Origin of the sequence: Paraniabella hibiscisoli (assembly GCF_022512515.1) — a bacterium.
GTDB lineage: Bacteria > Bacteroidota > Bacteroidia > Chitinophagales > Chitinophagaceae > Niabella > Niabella hibiscisoli.
On the sequence record NZ_JAKWBK010000001.1, the window covers coordinates 777,885 to 792,771 of the forward strand.

The 14,887-nt window shown below is 44.0% G+C and carries 17 protein-coding genes; 9 read left to right on the top strand and 8 right to left on the bottom strand.

Translation table 11 applies throughout. The annotated features are described in order from the left end of the window. Positions 1-6: 6 nt before the first annotated feature. The 9 genes from MKP07_RS05010 (at position 7) to MKP07_RS05050 (ending at position 10,269) form a co-directional block, all read left to right on the top strand. On the top strand, positions 7-327 hold the full coding sequence (locus tag MKP07_RS05010; RefSeq protein WP_240845457.1) for a hypothetical protein: 321 nt from the start codon (positions 7-9) through the stop codon (positions 325-327). After that, positions 324-1,079 (top strand): FecR family protein, encoded by a 756-nt coding sequence (locus MKP07_RS05015; RefSeq protein ID WP_240845459.1) that lies wholly within the window; start codon positions 324-326, stop codon positions 1,077-1,079. The genes MKP07_RS05010 and MKP07_RS05015 overlap by 4 nt, the downstream gene beginning before the upstream one ends. A 196-nt stretch (positions 1,080-1,275) precedes the next feature. Then, the gene (locus MKP07_RS05020; RefSeq protein ID WP_240845461.1) at positions 1,276-4,308 is read left to right on the top strand and encodes a SusC/RagA family TonB-linked outer membrane protein; all 3,033 of its coding nucleotides are present in this window, start codon (positions 1,276-1,278) and stop codon (positions 4,306-4,308) included. 27 nt (positions 4,309-4,335) lie between these two features. Further along, positions 4,336-5,850, top strand: coding sequence for a RagB/SusD family nutrient uptake outer membrane protein (locus MKP07_RS05025; RefSeq protein WP_240845463.1), 1,515 nt, complete (start codon positions 4,336-4,338; stop codon positions 5,848-5,850). Between the two features lie 89 nt (positions 5,851-5,939). Then, positions 5,940-6,212, top strand: coding sequence for an SGNH/GDSL hydrolase family protein (locus MKP07_RS05030; RefSeq protein WP_240845465.1), 273 nt, complete (start codon positions 5,940-5,942; stop codon positions 6,210-6,212). Then, positions 6,188-6,709, top strand: a complete 522-nt coding sequence (locus MKP07_RS05035) for a GDSL-type esterase/lipase family protein (RefSeq protein ID WP_240845467.1) — start codon at positions 6,188-6,190, stop codon at positions 6,707-6,709. Before MKP07_RS05030 ends, MKP07_RS05035 begins: the two co-directional genes overlap by 25 nt. 25 nt (positions 6,710-6,734) lie before the next feature. Further along, positions 6,735-7,526 (top strand): alpha/beta hydrolase, encoded by a 792-nt coding sequence (locus MKP07_RS05040; RefSeq protein WP_240845469.1) that lies wholly within the window; start codon positions 6,735-6,737, stop codon positions 7,524-7,526. Next, a complete protein-coding gene (locus tag MKP07_RS05045) occupies positions 7,514-7,717 on the top strand; it encodes a hypothetical protein (RefSeq protein ID WP_240845471.1) in 204 nt (67 codons plus the stop codon). Before MKP07_RS05040 ends, MKP07_RS05045 begins: the two co-directional genes overlap by 13 nt. A 320-nt stretch (positions 7,718-8,037) precedes the next feature. After that, a complete protein-coding gene (locus MKP07_RS05050; RefSeq protein WP_240845473.1) occupies positions 8,038-10,269 on the top strand; it encodes a glycoside hydrolase family 2 protein in 2,232 nt (743 codons plus the stop codon). A 30-nt stretch (positions 10,270-10,299) separates the two neighbouring features. On the opposite strand, the gene MKP07_RS05055 is transcribed toward MKP07_RS05050, so the two are convergent. The 8 genes from MKP07_RS05055 to MKP07_RS05085 form a co-directional block, all read right to left on the bottom strand. Further along, on the bottom strand, positions 10,300-11,100 hold the full coding sequence (locus MKP07_RS05055; protein ID WP_240845475.1) for a pirin family protein: 801 nt from the start codon (positions 11,098-11,100) through the stop codon (positions 10,300-10,302). A gap of 127 nt (positions 11,101-11,227) precedes the next feature. Next, the gene (locus tag MKP07_RS42130) at positions 11,228-11,371 is read right to left on the bottom strand and encodes a GNAT family N-acetyltransferase (RefSeq protein ID WP_394803532.1); all 144 of its coding nucleotides are present in this window, start codon (positions 11,369-11,371) and stop codon (positions 11,228-11,230) included. Then, positions 11,344-11,547, bottom strand: a complete 204-nt coding sequence (locus tag MKP07_RS05060; RefSeq protein ID WP_240845477.1) for an N-acetyltransferase — start codon at positions 11,545-11,547, stop codon at positions 11,344-11,346. The genes MKP07_RS42130 and MKP07_RS05060 overlap by 28 nt, the downstream gene beginning before the upstream one ends. 6 nt (positions 11,548-11,553) lie before the next feature. Further along, entirely contained in the window at positions 11,554-11,913 is a 360-nt protein-coding gene (locus MKP07_RS05065) for a hypothetical protein (protein WP_240845479.1), read from the bottom strand. A 159-nt stretch (positions 11,914-12,072) separates the two neighbouring features. Beyond that, positions 12,073-12,828, bottom strand: a complete 756-nt coding sequence (locus MKP07_RS05070; protein ID WP_240845481.1) for a hypothetical protein — start codon at positions 12,826-12,828, stop codon at positions 12,073-12,075. A 507-nt stretch (positions 12,829-13,335) separates the two neighbouring features. After that, positions 13,336-13,710: a hypothetical protein gene (locus MKP07_RS05075; protein ID WP_240845482.1), complete on the bottom strand. Its 375-nt coding sequence runs from the start codon at positions 13,708-13,710 to the stop codon at positions 13,336-13,338. Positions 13,711-13,800: 90 nt separating this feature from the next. Further along, the gene (locus MKP07_RS05080) at positions 13,801-14,118 is read right to left on the bottom strand and encodes a hypothetical protein (protein WP_240845485.1); all 318 of its coding nucleotides are present in this window, start codon (positions 14,116-14,118) and stop codon (positions 13,801-13,803) included. Next, the gene (locus MKP07_RS05085) at positions 14,088-14,543 is read right to left on the bottom strand and encodes a hypothetical protein (protein WP_240845486.1); all 456 of its coding nucleotides are present in this window, start codon (positions 14,541-14,543) and stop codon (positions 14,088-14,090) included. Before MKP07_RS05085 ends, MKP07_RS05080 begins: the two co-directional genes overlap by 31 nt. Positions 14,544-14,887: the final 344 nt, after the last annotated feature.

The following is a 14,887-nucleotide window of genomic DNA, read 5'->3' on the forward strand; positions in this document are numbered from 1 at the left end:
TGAACGGTGCACATTGTAAGAAAAATGGTTACCAAAGAGCAGATAGAAAGGTTTTTCAGGTATCAGTGTACTCCTTCTGAGGCAGATGCAGTGGTTCGGTATTTCGAGCAGCACCCCAATGAATTGGCACAGTATATGCCTGAGGAAGAATGGGTTGGCTACGAATTCAGCAATGAGCTCGATAGCCAGTCTGCAGGTAAGCTCCTCCATAATATTAAAAGCAGAACAGTTGGTGCCACTGTCGAAAAGAAAAGACCGGTTATTTATTACCTGGCGGCCGCCGCAGCAGTTATTGCGGTTGCTTTTTCGGATGGCAGTACCTGGTGAAGCAAAACCTCCCCGAAAAGGGCGATCCTGCTTTCCGGGTACGGTTAGTGGCGAATAATACAGAGGCGCTGATGAATATCATGCTTCCTGACAGTTCGCAGGTGGCATTATCACCCCATAGCAGCATTAGTTATAAAGAGCCTTTCCAGGATGGCAAACGCAGCATCGAATTAAAAGGAGAAGCCTACTTTGAAGTAGTTAAAAATGCACGCATGCCTTTTGTGGTAGCATCTTATCCATTAAGCACTACTGTTTTGGGAACCGTGTTTTCGGTGAAAAGCTTTGAAAAAGACCGGCAGATCAAAGTGTCATTATTTAAAGGTGTAGTAGCGGTTGGCAATGCCGATTCATCGCGCCCGGCAGTAAGAGCCCCGTTTTACTTATCACCAGGCGATGTTTTGACCTATGATAAACAAAACGGCCAGGTTCGTTTTATATCGGCCAAATCAACTCAGCCCTCATCTAATGATTCTGAAAAGGGAGGCAACACATCCTTACCAGATAATACAATGGCAGACAATAACTGGTACATGTTCAATAATCAGCCCTTAACGGGTGTGCTCGATCAGCTGTCGCTTTTATACAACCAGAAAATATCCTATTCGGCTGAAGACCTGAGTGGTCTGTCTTTCATTGGCCGGATTGATAAAACGGATACGCTTGAAACCATTCTTCAACTAATAGGGCGACTGAACAACCTCCAGGTAGTAAAGGAACCCAATGGCTTCCTGATGAAAAAGCCCGGTAATTAATAGCCCCGCCCTATTGTTCAGCCACCGCCATTAAATCCTTACAAAAAATATTAAAAAAAGAAAAAAGAGGGTAGGGTGTTTTCAATCCTGAACGTATATGTATAAGAAGGGCATTGTAACGATTGCATCGGGCGCACTTCTACCCGGTTCAGAATGCCTGTAATGATTGTTTGAAATTTAAACCATTTAATTAAGTATGATCACTTGTTTAAGAGGAAAACACAGTGTGCTGCTATGCATGCTGGCAATGGCCCTTTTAGGGCAGATGGTGGCGCAGGCCCAAACGCCATCCAACAGTGTGAAGGGTTATGTAAGAGACGAAGCGGGGAACCCGGTCAGTCATGCTACTGTTTCCGTGAAAGACAATAAAACAGGCTTTACCGGCGGTACGGAAACAGATTCTACCGGCTTGTTCAGGTTCAGGGGACTGGCGGATGGAAATGATTATGAATTTACCATCTCTTCCGTTGGTTACGAAACACAAACCCTTTCGGGTTACAAGATCAGCAACGGTGCTGATATTTCATTACTGGTAAAGCTAAAATCCCAGTCTACTGCTATGGACCAGGTAGTAGTGATTGGTTACGGTACCCAAAGGCAAAAAGACCTTACGGGTGCGGTGTCGGCCATCACCTCGAAAGACTTTAACCAGGGTATGGTATTAAGCCCGCAGCAATCTATACAAGGTAAGCTAACGGGAGTTAATATCTCTCAGAATAGCGGTAAGCCCGGCGGTAGCAATACCATCCGTATTCGCGGCGGTACTTCATTAACACAATCTAACGATCCGCTTTATGTGATTGATGGGGTGCCTATTTCAACCAACGCAGGTGTTAGCCAGGCTAATATCAACAGCAATGGTCAGCAGAATGTTTTTGATATGGAGCCTACCAACCCGCTGATGACATTGAACCCGGATGATATCGAATCTATAACGGTTTTGAAAGATGCATCGGCTACTGCCATCTATGGTTCGCGTGGTGCAAACGGTGTAATTGTAGTGACTACCAAAAAGGGTACCGGTGGCGCTCCTATGGTTGCTTTAAATGCATCCTTCGGTGCCTCCAAAGTAGCTAAAACACTGGATGTTTTATCAGCAGATGAGTACCGGAAAACCATTGCAGACCTGGGTCTCACTATTGATGACAAGGGCGCCAATACCGACTGGCAGAAGGAAATATTCAGAACGGCTCACCTGCAGGATTATAACCTTTCGCTATCGGGAGGGACCGGCAAAACCACTTACCGCGCTTCATTAGGATACGGCAACCAGCAAAGCATCATGATCGGGTCGGATCTTACCCGTACCAATGCACGTATCAACGTGAATCACGCTGCTATAAAAGACCGCCTGACTTTTGACCTGAGGGTAAACTATGGTCAAACCTTCTCCAGGCAATCACCTGTTTCTAATACAGTAGGTAGCGAGTTTGCCAGCAGCATGAACTATGAAGCGATGGTGTTTAATCCAACCTACCCCATAAGAGACGAAGCCGGTAATTACTATAACGTACCGCCGTACCGTGTTAATCCCGTGTCTTTCTCCGACCAGGTATTGGATGAGCTCACCAATAACCGTTTTATAGGAAATCTTTCTACGACTTTAAAAATTGTAAAACCACTGAGCTTAAATGTAAACGTTGGCTATACCAACCAGAACATTAACCGTAATTCCTATATCGCAAAGGCGAATTTGCTAGGGCAGGGTCTCGGAGGATTAGCCAGCGTACAGAAGCTGGAAGACTATAGCAAATTACTGGAAACGGTATTACGCTACAATAACACTTTTGGCGATCATACGCTTGACGCCATAGCAGGTTACTCCTGGCAGTATTTTTTAAACAACGGCAATCGTACCGCCGCCAACGGCTTCCTGTCTGATGAGTTTAAATGGTATAGCCTGCAGGCTGCCAGCACCATCAACAGTGTGTCTACCTTCCAGGCCAGTAACAAGTTAATATCATTTTACGCAAGAGCCAATTATAGCTATGCAGACAGGGTTCTTTTTACAGGAACCGTAAGGCGCGATGGTAGTAGCCGTTTTGGCTCAGGTAATAAATGGGGCGTGTTCCCCTCAGGTTCATTAGCCTGGAGAATATCGAAAGAAAAATTCTTTAATGTCGACAAGATCAACGATCTGAAAGTGAGAGTAAGCTATGGTTTAACAGGTAACCAGGAAATAGGGAACCTGAATTCCATCACCACCCTTGGCGCTACTACTACTGGTTATATCGTAGGTGGCAAGAGGATCACTACCGTATTGCCTCAACAATACGCCAATCCTTCTTTAAAATGGGAACAGACCGCACAATTAGATATTGGTTTGGACTATGCGTTGTTCGGTGGCAGGCTGCGTGGATCCTTGGATTATTATGACAAGAAAACTACGGATCTGCTGTTAAGAATTCCGGTACCTACCCCAAGTGCTATCAGTACACAGCTGGCGAATGTAGGTAGTGTACAGAACAGGGGGCTTGAAGTAAGCATCACCGGTGTTATCGTAGATAAAACCGATTTTGGCTGGGAGTCTAATTTCAATATCAGCTTTAACCGCAATAAAGTGTTGAGCTTATCTAATGATCAGTTCAGCGGAAAGAATATCCAGATAGCGCCCTTGCAGGGAACCGTGTCGCTGGGCAGATTCGCACAGCTGGTAATACCGGGTCAGCCTTTAGGCACTTTTTACGGTCCTCAGTTTAGTGGCATTACAGATGGAAAAGAAACCTACGCTTACAATGGTGCTGATACCATTATTGGTGTAGCACAGCCCAAGTATATTTTTGGCTTTTCCAATACGTTCAATTATAAAAGATGGACGTTGAACTTCCTCTTCCGCGGATCGGTAGGCAATGATGTATTCAACCTTACTGCAGCTAATATGAGTTATCTCAGCAACCTGCCGGGTAAAAACGTACTGGCTTCGGCAGTTACCAGCGGCTTGAACCGCGATGCGCCAAAGCAGTATTCCTCCAGGTGGATTGAGGATGGAAGCTTTGTAAGACTGGATAATCTCTCTTTAGGTTATAATGTTAATGTAAAGAACAGCTTTATCTCTTCTGCAAGACTATTCCTTACCGGTCAGAACCTGCTGTTGTTTACCAACTACTCAGGAGTCGATCCGGAAGTAAACTCAGAAGTATCAGGTACCGGCACTGCCCCATTAGGTATTGACTACCTGGCTTATCCGCGCGCACGTTCGCTGAGTGTTGGTGTAAATCTTACTTTTTAATTCTTACTAATTCTAACATCGTTTGTTATGTATAAATATTTGAAATTACCGATGATTGCTGCAACCTGCCTTTTGTTAAGTGCAGGATGCACCAAACTGGATGAAGAAACTTTCGGAAGTCTCTCACCGGATACTTATTACAGGAATGAAGAAGAAGCCCTGTCCTCCGTTGTAGGCGTGTACCAGTTGCTGTCTTATAATGTAGATATTGGTGACCCCTGGCGGATGAAGGAGTTTAGCACCGATGAATTTATTGTACCCGGAAGGGCTAGCGGCGGATGGTACGACCAAAGCAATGTTGACCTGACCAACCACGTACAGGATATTAACAACAATACCGTAGCCCGGGCCTGGGTGAATATTTTCCAGGAGATTGGTACGGCTAACGCCGTACTCGAAAGCCTGGAGTCTTCGCCTAATAAGGATAACCTCAAAACCCTGATTGCCGAAACAAGAGCACTGAGGGCTTATGGCTATTTCTTTGCAATGGACAACTGGGGTAATGTGCCGCTGGTAACCATTGCTAAGCTCGATCCTAAGAACCTTCCACCCAGTACTTCACGTGCAGACGTATATAAGTTCATTGAAACCGAGATGCTGGCGGCTGTAGCTGATATGCCTTCAGTTAAAGATGTGGATCGTACGGCTTACTATCCAAGATTTACAAAAGAAGCCGTGTACACTGCATTAGCTTATATGTACCTCAATGCGGAAGTATACACCGGTACCGCTCAATGGCAGAAAGTAATAGACATGTGCGACCTGGTGATCAATACAGGAGCTTATAGTTTAATGCCTAATGTGATTGACAATTTCACTTCCACACAACAGGCCGCTTCAAAAGAAATTATTGCTGCGTTCACCAAAGACCCAACCAAGAATGCCGGTAACAATCAATTTATACTATACACGCAAAATGCACTGGATCAGAAAAAATACAACCTGCCTTTTGCACCGGCTAATGGTTATAGTACTACACAAGCAGCATTAGACCGGTATGAAGATCGCGACATCAGAAAATCGATGATCCAGTATGGTCCGCAGTTTTACCTGGATGGTAAGCCGCTTACTTACACCAATGGCACACAGCTGGTACTAGTGCCTGTAAAAGATATTGTGGCTGCACAGGATAATGAGGGTTACAAAGTATTAAAATATACACCTGTGGGTGCAGCATTCTCTGGTTTCAATGCCGATAACGACCTGGTACTGGAGCGTTATTCCAATATCCTGTTGATGAAGGCTGAAGCGTTATTCAGAACGTCTAAAGCTTCTGACGCCCTTTTATTGGTAAACCAGGTAAGAAACAGGAGCAATGCCACACCTTTGAATGCGTTGACCATAGGGGATATTGAGAACGAACGTGCCCGTGAATTTCTTTGGGAGGGATGCAGAAGAACGGATATGATCCGCTTTGGAAGCTTCTTCACCGGTACCTGGGCTTTTAAAACCAGGCAGACGGAATCTTTCAGGAAGATCTACCCTATACCCGCAGCTCAATTGGTAGCCAATCCCAATCTTTCTCAAAACCAGGGATATTAAATTTTTTGTGGGGTTTACAAGAGGTCAAATAATCAGATCCCGGCCATTATACAACCGGGATCTATTATTAGTTTTAAAGAAACTGGGAAATGAAACAAAAAATTATAAGAATCTGTTTATTGGTGCTGCTTTTCTTTGGTACCATGGCTCTGGTAACACCTGAAGAAAAAATAACCGTATGGCTGGCAGGTGATTCCACCGTTTGTGATCAACCTTTGGACCGGTCACCGGTAACAGGCTGGGGCACGCCTTTCGCCAGCTTCTTTGATAATACGGTGGTGGTAAAAAATCATGCTAAAGGTGGACGTAGTACCCGGACTTTTATCAGCGAAGGCCGATGGGAGACTATAAAAAAGAGATGAAGGCTGGCGACTATGTTTTTATACAATTTGGCCATAATGATGAAGCCAAAGAACCGCAGTATAAAGATCGATATACGCCCGTTCCTGATTATAAAAAGAACCTGGCTTTGATGATTGGTGATACAAGAGCCAATAACGCAACACCCATACTGGTGACGCCTGTTAGCCGCATGCGTTTCAGTAACGATGGTACTGCGCTCGAAACGCATATCGAATATACCGCAGCCGTATGGGAAGTGGGGAAGCAATATCATGTGCCGGTAATCGACCTGGATGCGCGTAGCCGGAAACTATTACAGCAACTGGGCCCTGAGCCTTCCAAAATGCTTTTCATGTACCTCGATTCGATGCAACATCCGCACTATCCCAACGGAAGAAAAGATGGTACGCACTTTAATGAATACGGCGCCCGCCGTATGGCAGAGCTGGTATTAGCCGAAATGAGGAAACAACAATTGCCGCTGGTAGCACGTATTACTACCCAGGCGGCGCCTTAATATTTATCTAATTTAAACATTGATAATGTATAAACTTTTTGTTACCGGAACTGCACTTTTAATGTCACTGGCCTTAACAGCTCAGCGAAAAATACCTGTCGATTCCAGCTATAATGTAAATCGCGTGTATAGCCAGATCTCTGGCGATTACCCGATAGCAGTGCCAGCGAAAGACAGCCTGCCTGCCCATGTAAAAGCCACGCGCAATCTTGTTTATAATACACTGGAGCATACCCCTTTTGGGAAAAGAGCATTGCATCTTGATGTATTTCAGCCAAAAACCGAAGGGCTGCATCCGGCTGTTATCATGATACATGGCGGCGGTTGGCGCTCGGGCACCCGCTCCATGCAGGTGCCGCTGGCTCAGCAATTGGCTTCAAAAGGATTTGTAACCGTATCGGTAGAGTACCAGCTTTCAATGGAGGCTAAATATCCTGCGGCAGTACATAATATCAAAGCAGCTATTCGCTGGGTTAAAGCCAATGCCGCAACGTACCAGATCGATACCAACCGAATCGCCATATCGGGTTCTTCGGCAGGTGGCCACCTGGCTGCGCTTACAGGGCTTACCAACGGGCTGGCTCATTTTGAAGGAAAACAGGGTGTTTTTACCGCAAGCAGTAAAGTACATGCAATAGTAGATATTGATGGGATTGTTGACTTCCTGGCACCCAGTTCACTTAACCTGGTAAGAAAACCAGATTCCCCGGATATCGAGTGGCTGGGCGGGTCCTATAGCCAAAAGCCCGATACCTGGAAAGAAGCCTCCCTATTTTCTGGGCTACCAAAGAAACGGTTGTACCTATGCTTTTTCTGAACAGTGGCTACTCGCGTTTCCATTCAGGGCAGGATGAACTGATAGGCATGATGAAGGAATGGGATAAATATACCGAGGTGTATAAGTTTGATATAATGGTGCATCCTTTCTGGTTGTTCCATCCCTGGATCGATACTACAGCTGATGTGATGGCAAAGTTTCTGCAGGCCCGGCTGCCGAAGACACTGTGAAATATTTGTGTAGATGCCTGTTTAAAATCATTCCTGCATCATCGAAACGCTTTTTAGTTACAATTCAATCGTAAGTCGTTCTGTTTCTACAGAATCGACTTTCTTTTAGCAGTCGCATAGATAACCACCTTCCCATCTTTTATTGCCCGTCCCCTGCTTCTTTGACCGAAAGAAACAGGCCCGCATTTTGCAGCAAATAGTTGTTAGCATTTCGGATGATAGCCGGTATTTTTGTACCGGACTTGTTGGCTTCTAAACCCGTTGGTGATCTGAGTTAACAACAACCGATTATTCTAACAAGCCCTGTTAAAACCATTCCAATGCACAAAATTGTAACCAGTATACTCGTTCTGATAGCTTTTGCCGTACATGCCCAGGATTATAAACCAGCACCGGTATCTCTTTCCACCAAATGGGGACGTGAAGTAACCGCGGATAATGTTTGGCAACAGCATCCCCGCCCACAGATGCAACGGTCAACCTGGCAAAACCTCAATGGGCTCTGGAATTATAGCGTTCAGAAAAAGGGAGCAGCAAAACCCGGTCAATATGATGGTAAGATACTAGTGCCCTTCGCTATCGAATCTTCTTTATCTGGTGTAGGCAAGCCTTTATTACCCGATCAGGAGCTTTGGTATAAGCGCAGTTTTACAATCCCGGCTGATTGGGCCGATAAAAACATTATCCTGCACTTTGAAGCGGTAGATTGGGAAACCAAAGTATGGGTGAATGGGAAGCAGGTGATCACGCACAAAGGAGGTTCTGATCCATTCCAGGCAAACATCACTCCTTTCTTAAACAGCAAAGGCGAGCAGGAAATTATAGTGGTCGTTGGAGACCCTACCGATAGCGGAATGCAGGCCCGCGGCAAGCAGTCCCTCGACCCGAAAGGTATTTGGTACAAAGCCGTTTCCGGCATCTGGCAAACCGTTTGGCTGGAGGCCGTTTCAAAAGAACATATCGCTAACGTATACCCCATGCCGGATGCAGACCGCAACAGGGTTTACTTTACCTTCCAGGCAGAAAACCTTACCAGGTCGCACGAGTTAAACATCTCTATTAAAAATGGCAATACTATTGTAAAAGACACGACGTTGTTCTTCCAAAACAGCCTGATCCTTCCCATACCCGACCCAAAGCTATGGACACCCTCCAATCCACAATTATACTATACCACTATCACCATTAAGAAGAGAGGAAAAATTGTTGATCAGTTTAATACTTATTTTGCCCTGCGCAAGATCAACATGATCAAAGATAAGAATGGATACATGCGGCTGGCGCTGAATAATAAACCGCTTTTCCATTTAGGTACGCTCGACCAGGGTTGGTGGCCTGACGGGTTGCTGACACCACCTTCAGAAACTGCGATGATATACGACATTGTTAAGCTGAAAGAAATGGGTTTCAATACCATTCGCAAGCATATCAAGGTGGAACCTTCCCGCTACTACTACATGACGGATTCTATCGGGATGCTGGTTTGGCAGGATATGCCATCGGGCTTTATGGGAACCGATCACCCCTCATTTGTAAAACACAACAACCCGCAAGATTGGGTGCGCCCGCAGGAATCGGCGGTTCAGTTTGAAAAAGAATGGAAGGCCATTATTGACCACCTGCGTTTTTTTCCTTCTATTGCTATGTGGGTTCCCTTTAACGAAGGATGGGGACAATATGATACTAAAAGAATTGCAGCATGGACGCAGCAATATGATCGTACCCGGTTGGTGGATGCACCCAGTGGCTGGGCAGACCGCGGGGTGGGTGACGTACTGGATGTTCACCAGTATCCGGGTCCGGCAATGGGCGTGGTGGATCAAAACCCCTGGCGGTCGATGGTGTTAGGTGAGTTTGGAGGATTGGGCCTGGTGGTAAAAGATCATATATGGGACGCCAATAAAAGAAACTGGGGATACAAGACCTACACCGAAACTGATACATTGGTGAAAGAATATACAGAGCTGATGCATAACGTGGCACTGATGGTGAAGCGGGGATTATCTGCAGCTATCTATACACAAACAACCGATGTAGAGGGCGAGGTAAACGGCTTGATTACGTACGACCGGGAGGTGGTGAAAATTCCCGAAACCCTTTTAAAACAATTGCACCAACCGATTTATAATGACGCAGATGGACGTATTCTTTTTGTAAACCAACGAACAGAAACGGACCGGCCATTCATTTTTTCATCGCACCAGCAACCGGCAGCAGACTGGCTAACCGGACCCGTTAAATTTGAAAAAAGCAAACAGCCGGTTGAAGTAAAAAAAGGCAGTAATGTTTATTTATACCAGGACATTGACTTTGGCAAAATCCCTGAAGGGCTGGGCTTAAAGCTATATGCTTCAGGCGATGTAAAAATATTCATTAATGGAGAGTTGGTTTGGCAGGAAAGAGATGTAAGGACCAGGAGGCATTCAGATGATATTAATCTATCCTCCTTTATGCACCTGATTAAACAGTGGAACAATCGCATTGCAATAGAAGTAACAGGCGCTACACAGGATGGCATAATAGACTTCTCTTTATACCAGTGGCTGAAATAATATTAACCTGTAGCAGTTGTATCTCTACCTCTACCCGATCTTAGGTTTCGGTAATGGTACAAAGTCCTGGTCATCACCTGGTACTTTAGGAAAAGCGGCCAGGTTTTGCTCCTGCCAGTTTTGTTTCGCGGTTTCTATTTTTTCCCTGCTGGTACTTACAAAATTCCAGTAAATAAAACGGGGTTCCTCAAAAGGCTCTCCGCCGAAAATATATACACTGGTATTGGCATGTAGCGTAAACTCACAAAGCGTAGCATTTTTTGCGATCAGCAACTGTTTGGTACCATAGTCATTACCCTCAATGTTTACCGTTCCTTCGAGCACATACATAGCCGCTTCTCCAAAAAGATCTTTGCCAATGCTAATGGTTTGCGTTGTGGCACTTTTAATTTCAAGGAAAAATAATTTGCTGTGCACAGGCACGGGAGACTTTCGGCCAAAGGCTTCACCGGCAATTAGCTTATAAGCGATGTCTCCATCCTGCCACGCGGGTATATCGGTTGCCTCCGTATGATGAAAAGAAGGCTCACAATCTTCCAGCGCTGCAGGCAATCCTACCCAAATCTGGAATCCGTGCAGGCTTTTACCGGTATGACGCAAATATTCGGGCGTTCTTTCAGAATGCACTACACCTTTACCTGCAGTCATCCAGTTTACGGCCCCGGGTTTAATTTCAATAGCGCTACCTATGCTATCCCGGTGAAAAATGGACCCCTCGAAAAGATAAGTTAATGTAGAAAGACCAATATGAGGGTGTGCCGCCACATCAAAATTCTGGTAGTCTTTCATATAAACAGGTCCCATGTGATCGATAAACACAAAAGGCCCCACTGATCTTTTTCCCGAAACGGCAACTGGCGGCCTACCAGGAAGTTCCCGATATTAGCCGCCTGCTCTTCATGTATCATTCCAATATTTGACATAATATCAACGATTAAGCTGCTCTAAAAATAATCAATTAAAGTTGATGATAAGCCGGGAAGCTGGGGTGTACCAATCGCTTCCACTCTGGATGCTTTTTGATATAAGCAAATACATAAGGACAATAAGGTAAGATCTGCTTACCCTCCTGTTCTAACTGCAACAATGTTTGTTCAACCACTGCAGCAGCGGCACCTTACCGGCCAAACCCGGATCAGCTTCCGTATGTACCAATGCAACAAGTCCGTCTTCATCTACCTCGTATTCAACAAAAGCATACAAATCATCGACAACTATTTCAAAACGTGACTTTTCTTCTTTTTGCACAAGGGGTATATTTTCAAATTCAGGTTTCATATCTCTTTACAATTTAGGGTTATCTATAAAATTGGTTTTGCTTTCAGAATGTGCATCAGCCCATTTGGCCAATAATCCAGCCAGTTTGTAATGAATGAACTCTTCATCCGTCATCAAAAAGGCTACCAGGGCTGCATCGGGATGTAACAGATCTGCCACTTTGTGCAGTTTGTTATAATCTTCGTGAGACAAGCCTTTATCAATAATTAACAGATCAAAGCTTTGCTGACTGAATGTATTGATCGCCTGCTCCACATCTGTTTCATATTGCACTTCCAGCCCGTCTAACTTCCCGGTTACTTGTTTAAAGCTATCCAGGTTGGTTTTACTATCTGCTACTACGTAAGCTTTTAAGGTTTTCATCATTACTCCTTTTTTATACAGCGAATCTACCGGCTTCTTCCCACCCGGGCAATAATGTAGGTTAAGTCGAAATAGCAGGACAAAAAAAGCAACCCGAAAGTTGCTGTCTTTTATTGAGTCCTTAATGCACTGGCCTGGAAAGCCGTTGCAATAAATAACGCGTCAAAATCCTGTATTTATTCCCGGCGGGTTGTCTATCATAGTTTCGTTTAAAGGCTTGGATCTGAATTTTGACTGATAGTTTTCATTATTGCCTTCTCTTTCTGTGGGGTTAGGTGAGTGCAATACAAGAAACGGATGATCCGCTCCGTTATAGGTTTCCCAATTTACATCATAGGTTACTGTTTGCAACTTTCTATCTGAAGCTTTTACTTTACTACCCCAGCCTCTTGTACTACCTCCGGGTGCTTTGCTCCACCATCCGCCTTTTCCGGTTGCTGGAGTAATGGTTAGCTTTTTGCCCTGCACTTTATAAGTCCCTGTTTCGTAATTAAACAAAATGTCTTTGGCGTACACCGACCAATTTTTTTGCCTGAACAGGTAACGGCCATCTGCATAAAACACATATTCTTTGCGAAAATACCCAGCCGAGTATTGCGGCACACCATTTACATAACCAGAAGTTTCATTAAAGTAGTCCGTCCATAAGCCAACGATAGAGCCGTTACTTCCAGCACTTGTTGTGGCATTTGATATCGCAATAGTGTGTTTGCTGCTGGCAGCGGTTATTTCCAATGATTGAATCAGTGACAACAAATCACCTTGATAAGTATCTGAATTAGCTATTAAAACCACGCTTACCATTTGTCCTCCACCTGTAGCTGTAAGCAATGTTACCATTCCTTTTTGTTCGCCATCAGTATAATTAGCTTTACCTGAAATAATATCCCAGCCATTTTCTTTTACAGGCTCCTGCATAGCGGGCGCATCATTTACCTGTACAGAAGCTTTGATTAACTTATCCCAATCGCTATTGAAATTTCCATTGGCATCTGCATTGGTTGAAGCTGCTTTGGTTATAATAGCAATGGCATAAGCTCCTTTTTCTCATCAGTAGCCAGTAGCTGTATGCCGGCTTCATTTTGCTGCTGTTGCCAGCCTTTCGGAACTGTGAAGTTAACTACACCAAAGTTTTGCTTTTGAGTATAGCGGTGATGCTCATTAAAAGAATGGCATGAACAATCAATAGTATTTTGAATGGGCTCATTGCAATAAATTTATAGTTAGTACAGAAAATGATTTACATCATCGGTGCAGGCGCGGCTGGTGCACCGGGAGCTGGCTTTTTCGTTCTCGCCCTTAAATCAGCCTGGCCGGAGGTATCTTCTAATTCCATTGTCAGCGTTGTCATAAACTGGTTAAACTCACTGATGCAAGTATTGTTATTAGTCAACAGTTGGTAATACAGGGTTTGTTTACCATTACTCAGCGAGTAAAAATAACTTTGTACAGGAGCCAGTTGTTGCGCGGTAGTGCCTTTTGAAAAAAACTAATCAATCCATTGGCTTCATATTTGGTAACTGCACCTTTTTGATTTTGATAAGTAATACCCGTGCCGCCATACAGTGCACGGTATGACAGATACTCCGCATCAGTAGTTACAGCTCCTTTCTCGGCAGCCGAAATAATGATCCTGCATACAATGCCCTTTTTCAACGACTTCTCCAACGTTACAGTCTTGGTTGTCTTCGTCATTTGCCAACCTGCTGGTACTGTAAAACTTGCTTTGCCAAAAATTTCCTGTGCCTTTATCTGGAACAGGGAACAAAGCAATACACATGTGATGAAAATCTTTTTCATTTTTTAGAGTTTAAGAGGATTATTTATTATAGGTGTAATTGGTAGTATCTGTAAGCATTAGCGTATTGCCCGGCTGTGTGTAAATGTTCATTATTTTTTGGGAAACAAGGCCGATATTATTGGTTTGATAAACATACTCCATTGTTTGACGTATGGCATTTTTATCAAGCTGGTTATAATAAGTGGCTTTTTTAGCAGGTATTTATCCGGCTTGCCAAAAAGCGATACAGGCATTCCTGTATTAAAGAAATCAGCCCGAAGTGGTAATGCCGTATACTCATATATCACCGAGTCTTTTGCCGGGGCAATGGATGGAATATTGGAAACGCGTTCAATTGAAGCATATACTGCTACCCCATTTTGATATTTATACTTTTTTATGTTTTTATAGTTGATGTAATCAGACACTTCGATATCTTTTGTACCATCTGCATGATAACGATAGGAGCTTGTTTGAAGGATGCCGGAATTATTGGTGACCCAGTTGCTGTCAATGAGACCCGCTGTGTTGAAGCGGTAATAGATTTTTGCGGCGATATGGCGTTGTTGGTTATCAAAACCTGTGTAAACAACCCATTTTCAAGGGTGAGCCTGTAGTCATACACTAACCCGTTGTAGTAACGCAGGTAATTAATACTTGTGCCGCTGTATATATAGATGCTGGTATCAGCCGAAAAAGAAGAAGATGCTCCTGAGTAAGTTCTTTGACTGTGATAAATCGTCTTCGGCTTATATATGCTATAGTCAATGTCAGGAATTTGCGGAGGCTCATTTTCTTTAGAGCAGGCAAGCAACACAATGCCTGTACAAAAAGCAAAAACTGTTGTTTTCATTATTTAAAGTATTTGTTGCAGTAAAACTAAATGGCTGTAATGCGGTATACAATCGTTAAAAAAGATGATTTCTTCGCTATTTTCCACTTTTATATTTTCAAAAATCAGTATAGGATTATCTCAAAAACCACCACTCCCTAGGCTGTATACCCTTGGACAAACCTGCTCAACTTGAAATCCGTAAATAGCATTTCAATTTTTTGTTGGCAGTATCATACACCAGATTGCAAGTCAGAATTTTGCTCGCTTCTTTTTTGATCGTTACGGTAACGTTATTTCCATTTACCGCATATGTTCCACTCAACTCCCCGGCTTCTGAAATTATGGTGCCGTTACAACTGATA

What these genes read in the sequence shown, in the direction of transcription:
- MKP07_RS05020 (WP_240845461.1), top strand. Translation starts at nt 1,276, where the DNA reads ATGATCACTTGTTTAAGAGGAAAACACAGTGTGCTGCTATGCATGCTG.
- MKP07_RS05025 (WP_240845463.1), top strand. Translation starts at nt 4,336, where the DNA reads ATGTATAAATATTTGAAATTACCGATGATTGCTGCAACCTGCCTTTTG.
- MKP07_RS05030 (WP_240845465.1), top strand. Translation starts at nt 5,940, where the DNA reads ATGAAACAAAAAATTATAAGAATCTGTTTATTGGTGCTGCTTTTCTTT.
- MKP07_RS05035 (WP_240845467.1), top strand. Translation starts at nt 6,188, where the DNA reads ATGGGAGACTATAAAAAAGAGATGAAGGCTGGCGACTATGTTTTTATA.
- MKP07_RS05040 (WP_240845469.1), top strand. Translation starts at nt 6,735, where the DNA reads ATGTATAAACTTTTTGTTACCGGAACTGCACTTTTAATGTCACTGGCC.
- MKP07_RS05045 (WP_240845471.1), top strand. Translation starts at nt 7,514, where the DNA reads ATGCTTTTTCTGAACAGTGGCTACTCGCGTTTCCATTCAGGGCAGGAT.
- MKP07_RS05050 (WP_240845473.1), top strand. Translation starts at nt 8,038, where the DNA reads ATGCACAAAATTGTAACCAGTATACTCGTTCTGATAGCTTTTGCCGTA.
- MKP07_RS05060 (WP_240845477.1), bottom strand. Translation starts at nt 11,547, where the DNA reads ATGAAACCTGAATTTGAAAATATACCCCTTGTGCAAAAAGAAGAAAAG.
- MKP07_RS05065 (WP_240845479.1), bottom strand. Translation starts at nt 11,913, where the DNA reads ATGATGAAAACCTTAAAAGCTTACGTAGTAGCAGATAGTAAAACCAAC.
- MKP07_RS05070 (WP_240845481.1), bottom strand. Translation starts at nt 12,828, where the DNA reads ATGCAGGAGCCTGTAAAAGAAAATGGCTGGGATATTATTTCAGGTAAA.
- MKP07_RS05075 (WP_240845482.1), bottom strand. Translation starts at nt 13,710, where the DNA reads ATGAAAAAGATTTTCATCACATGTGTATTGCTTTGTTCCCTGTTCCAG.
- MKP07_RS05085 (WP_240845486.1), bottom strand. Translation starts at nt 14,543, where the DNA reads ATGAAAACAACAGTTTTTGCTTTTTGTACAGGCATTGTGTTGCTTGCC.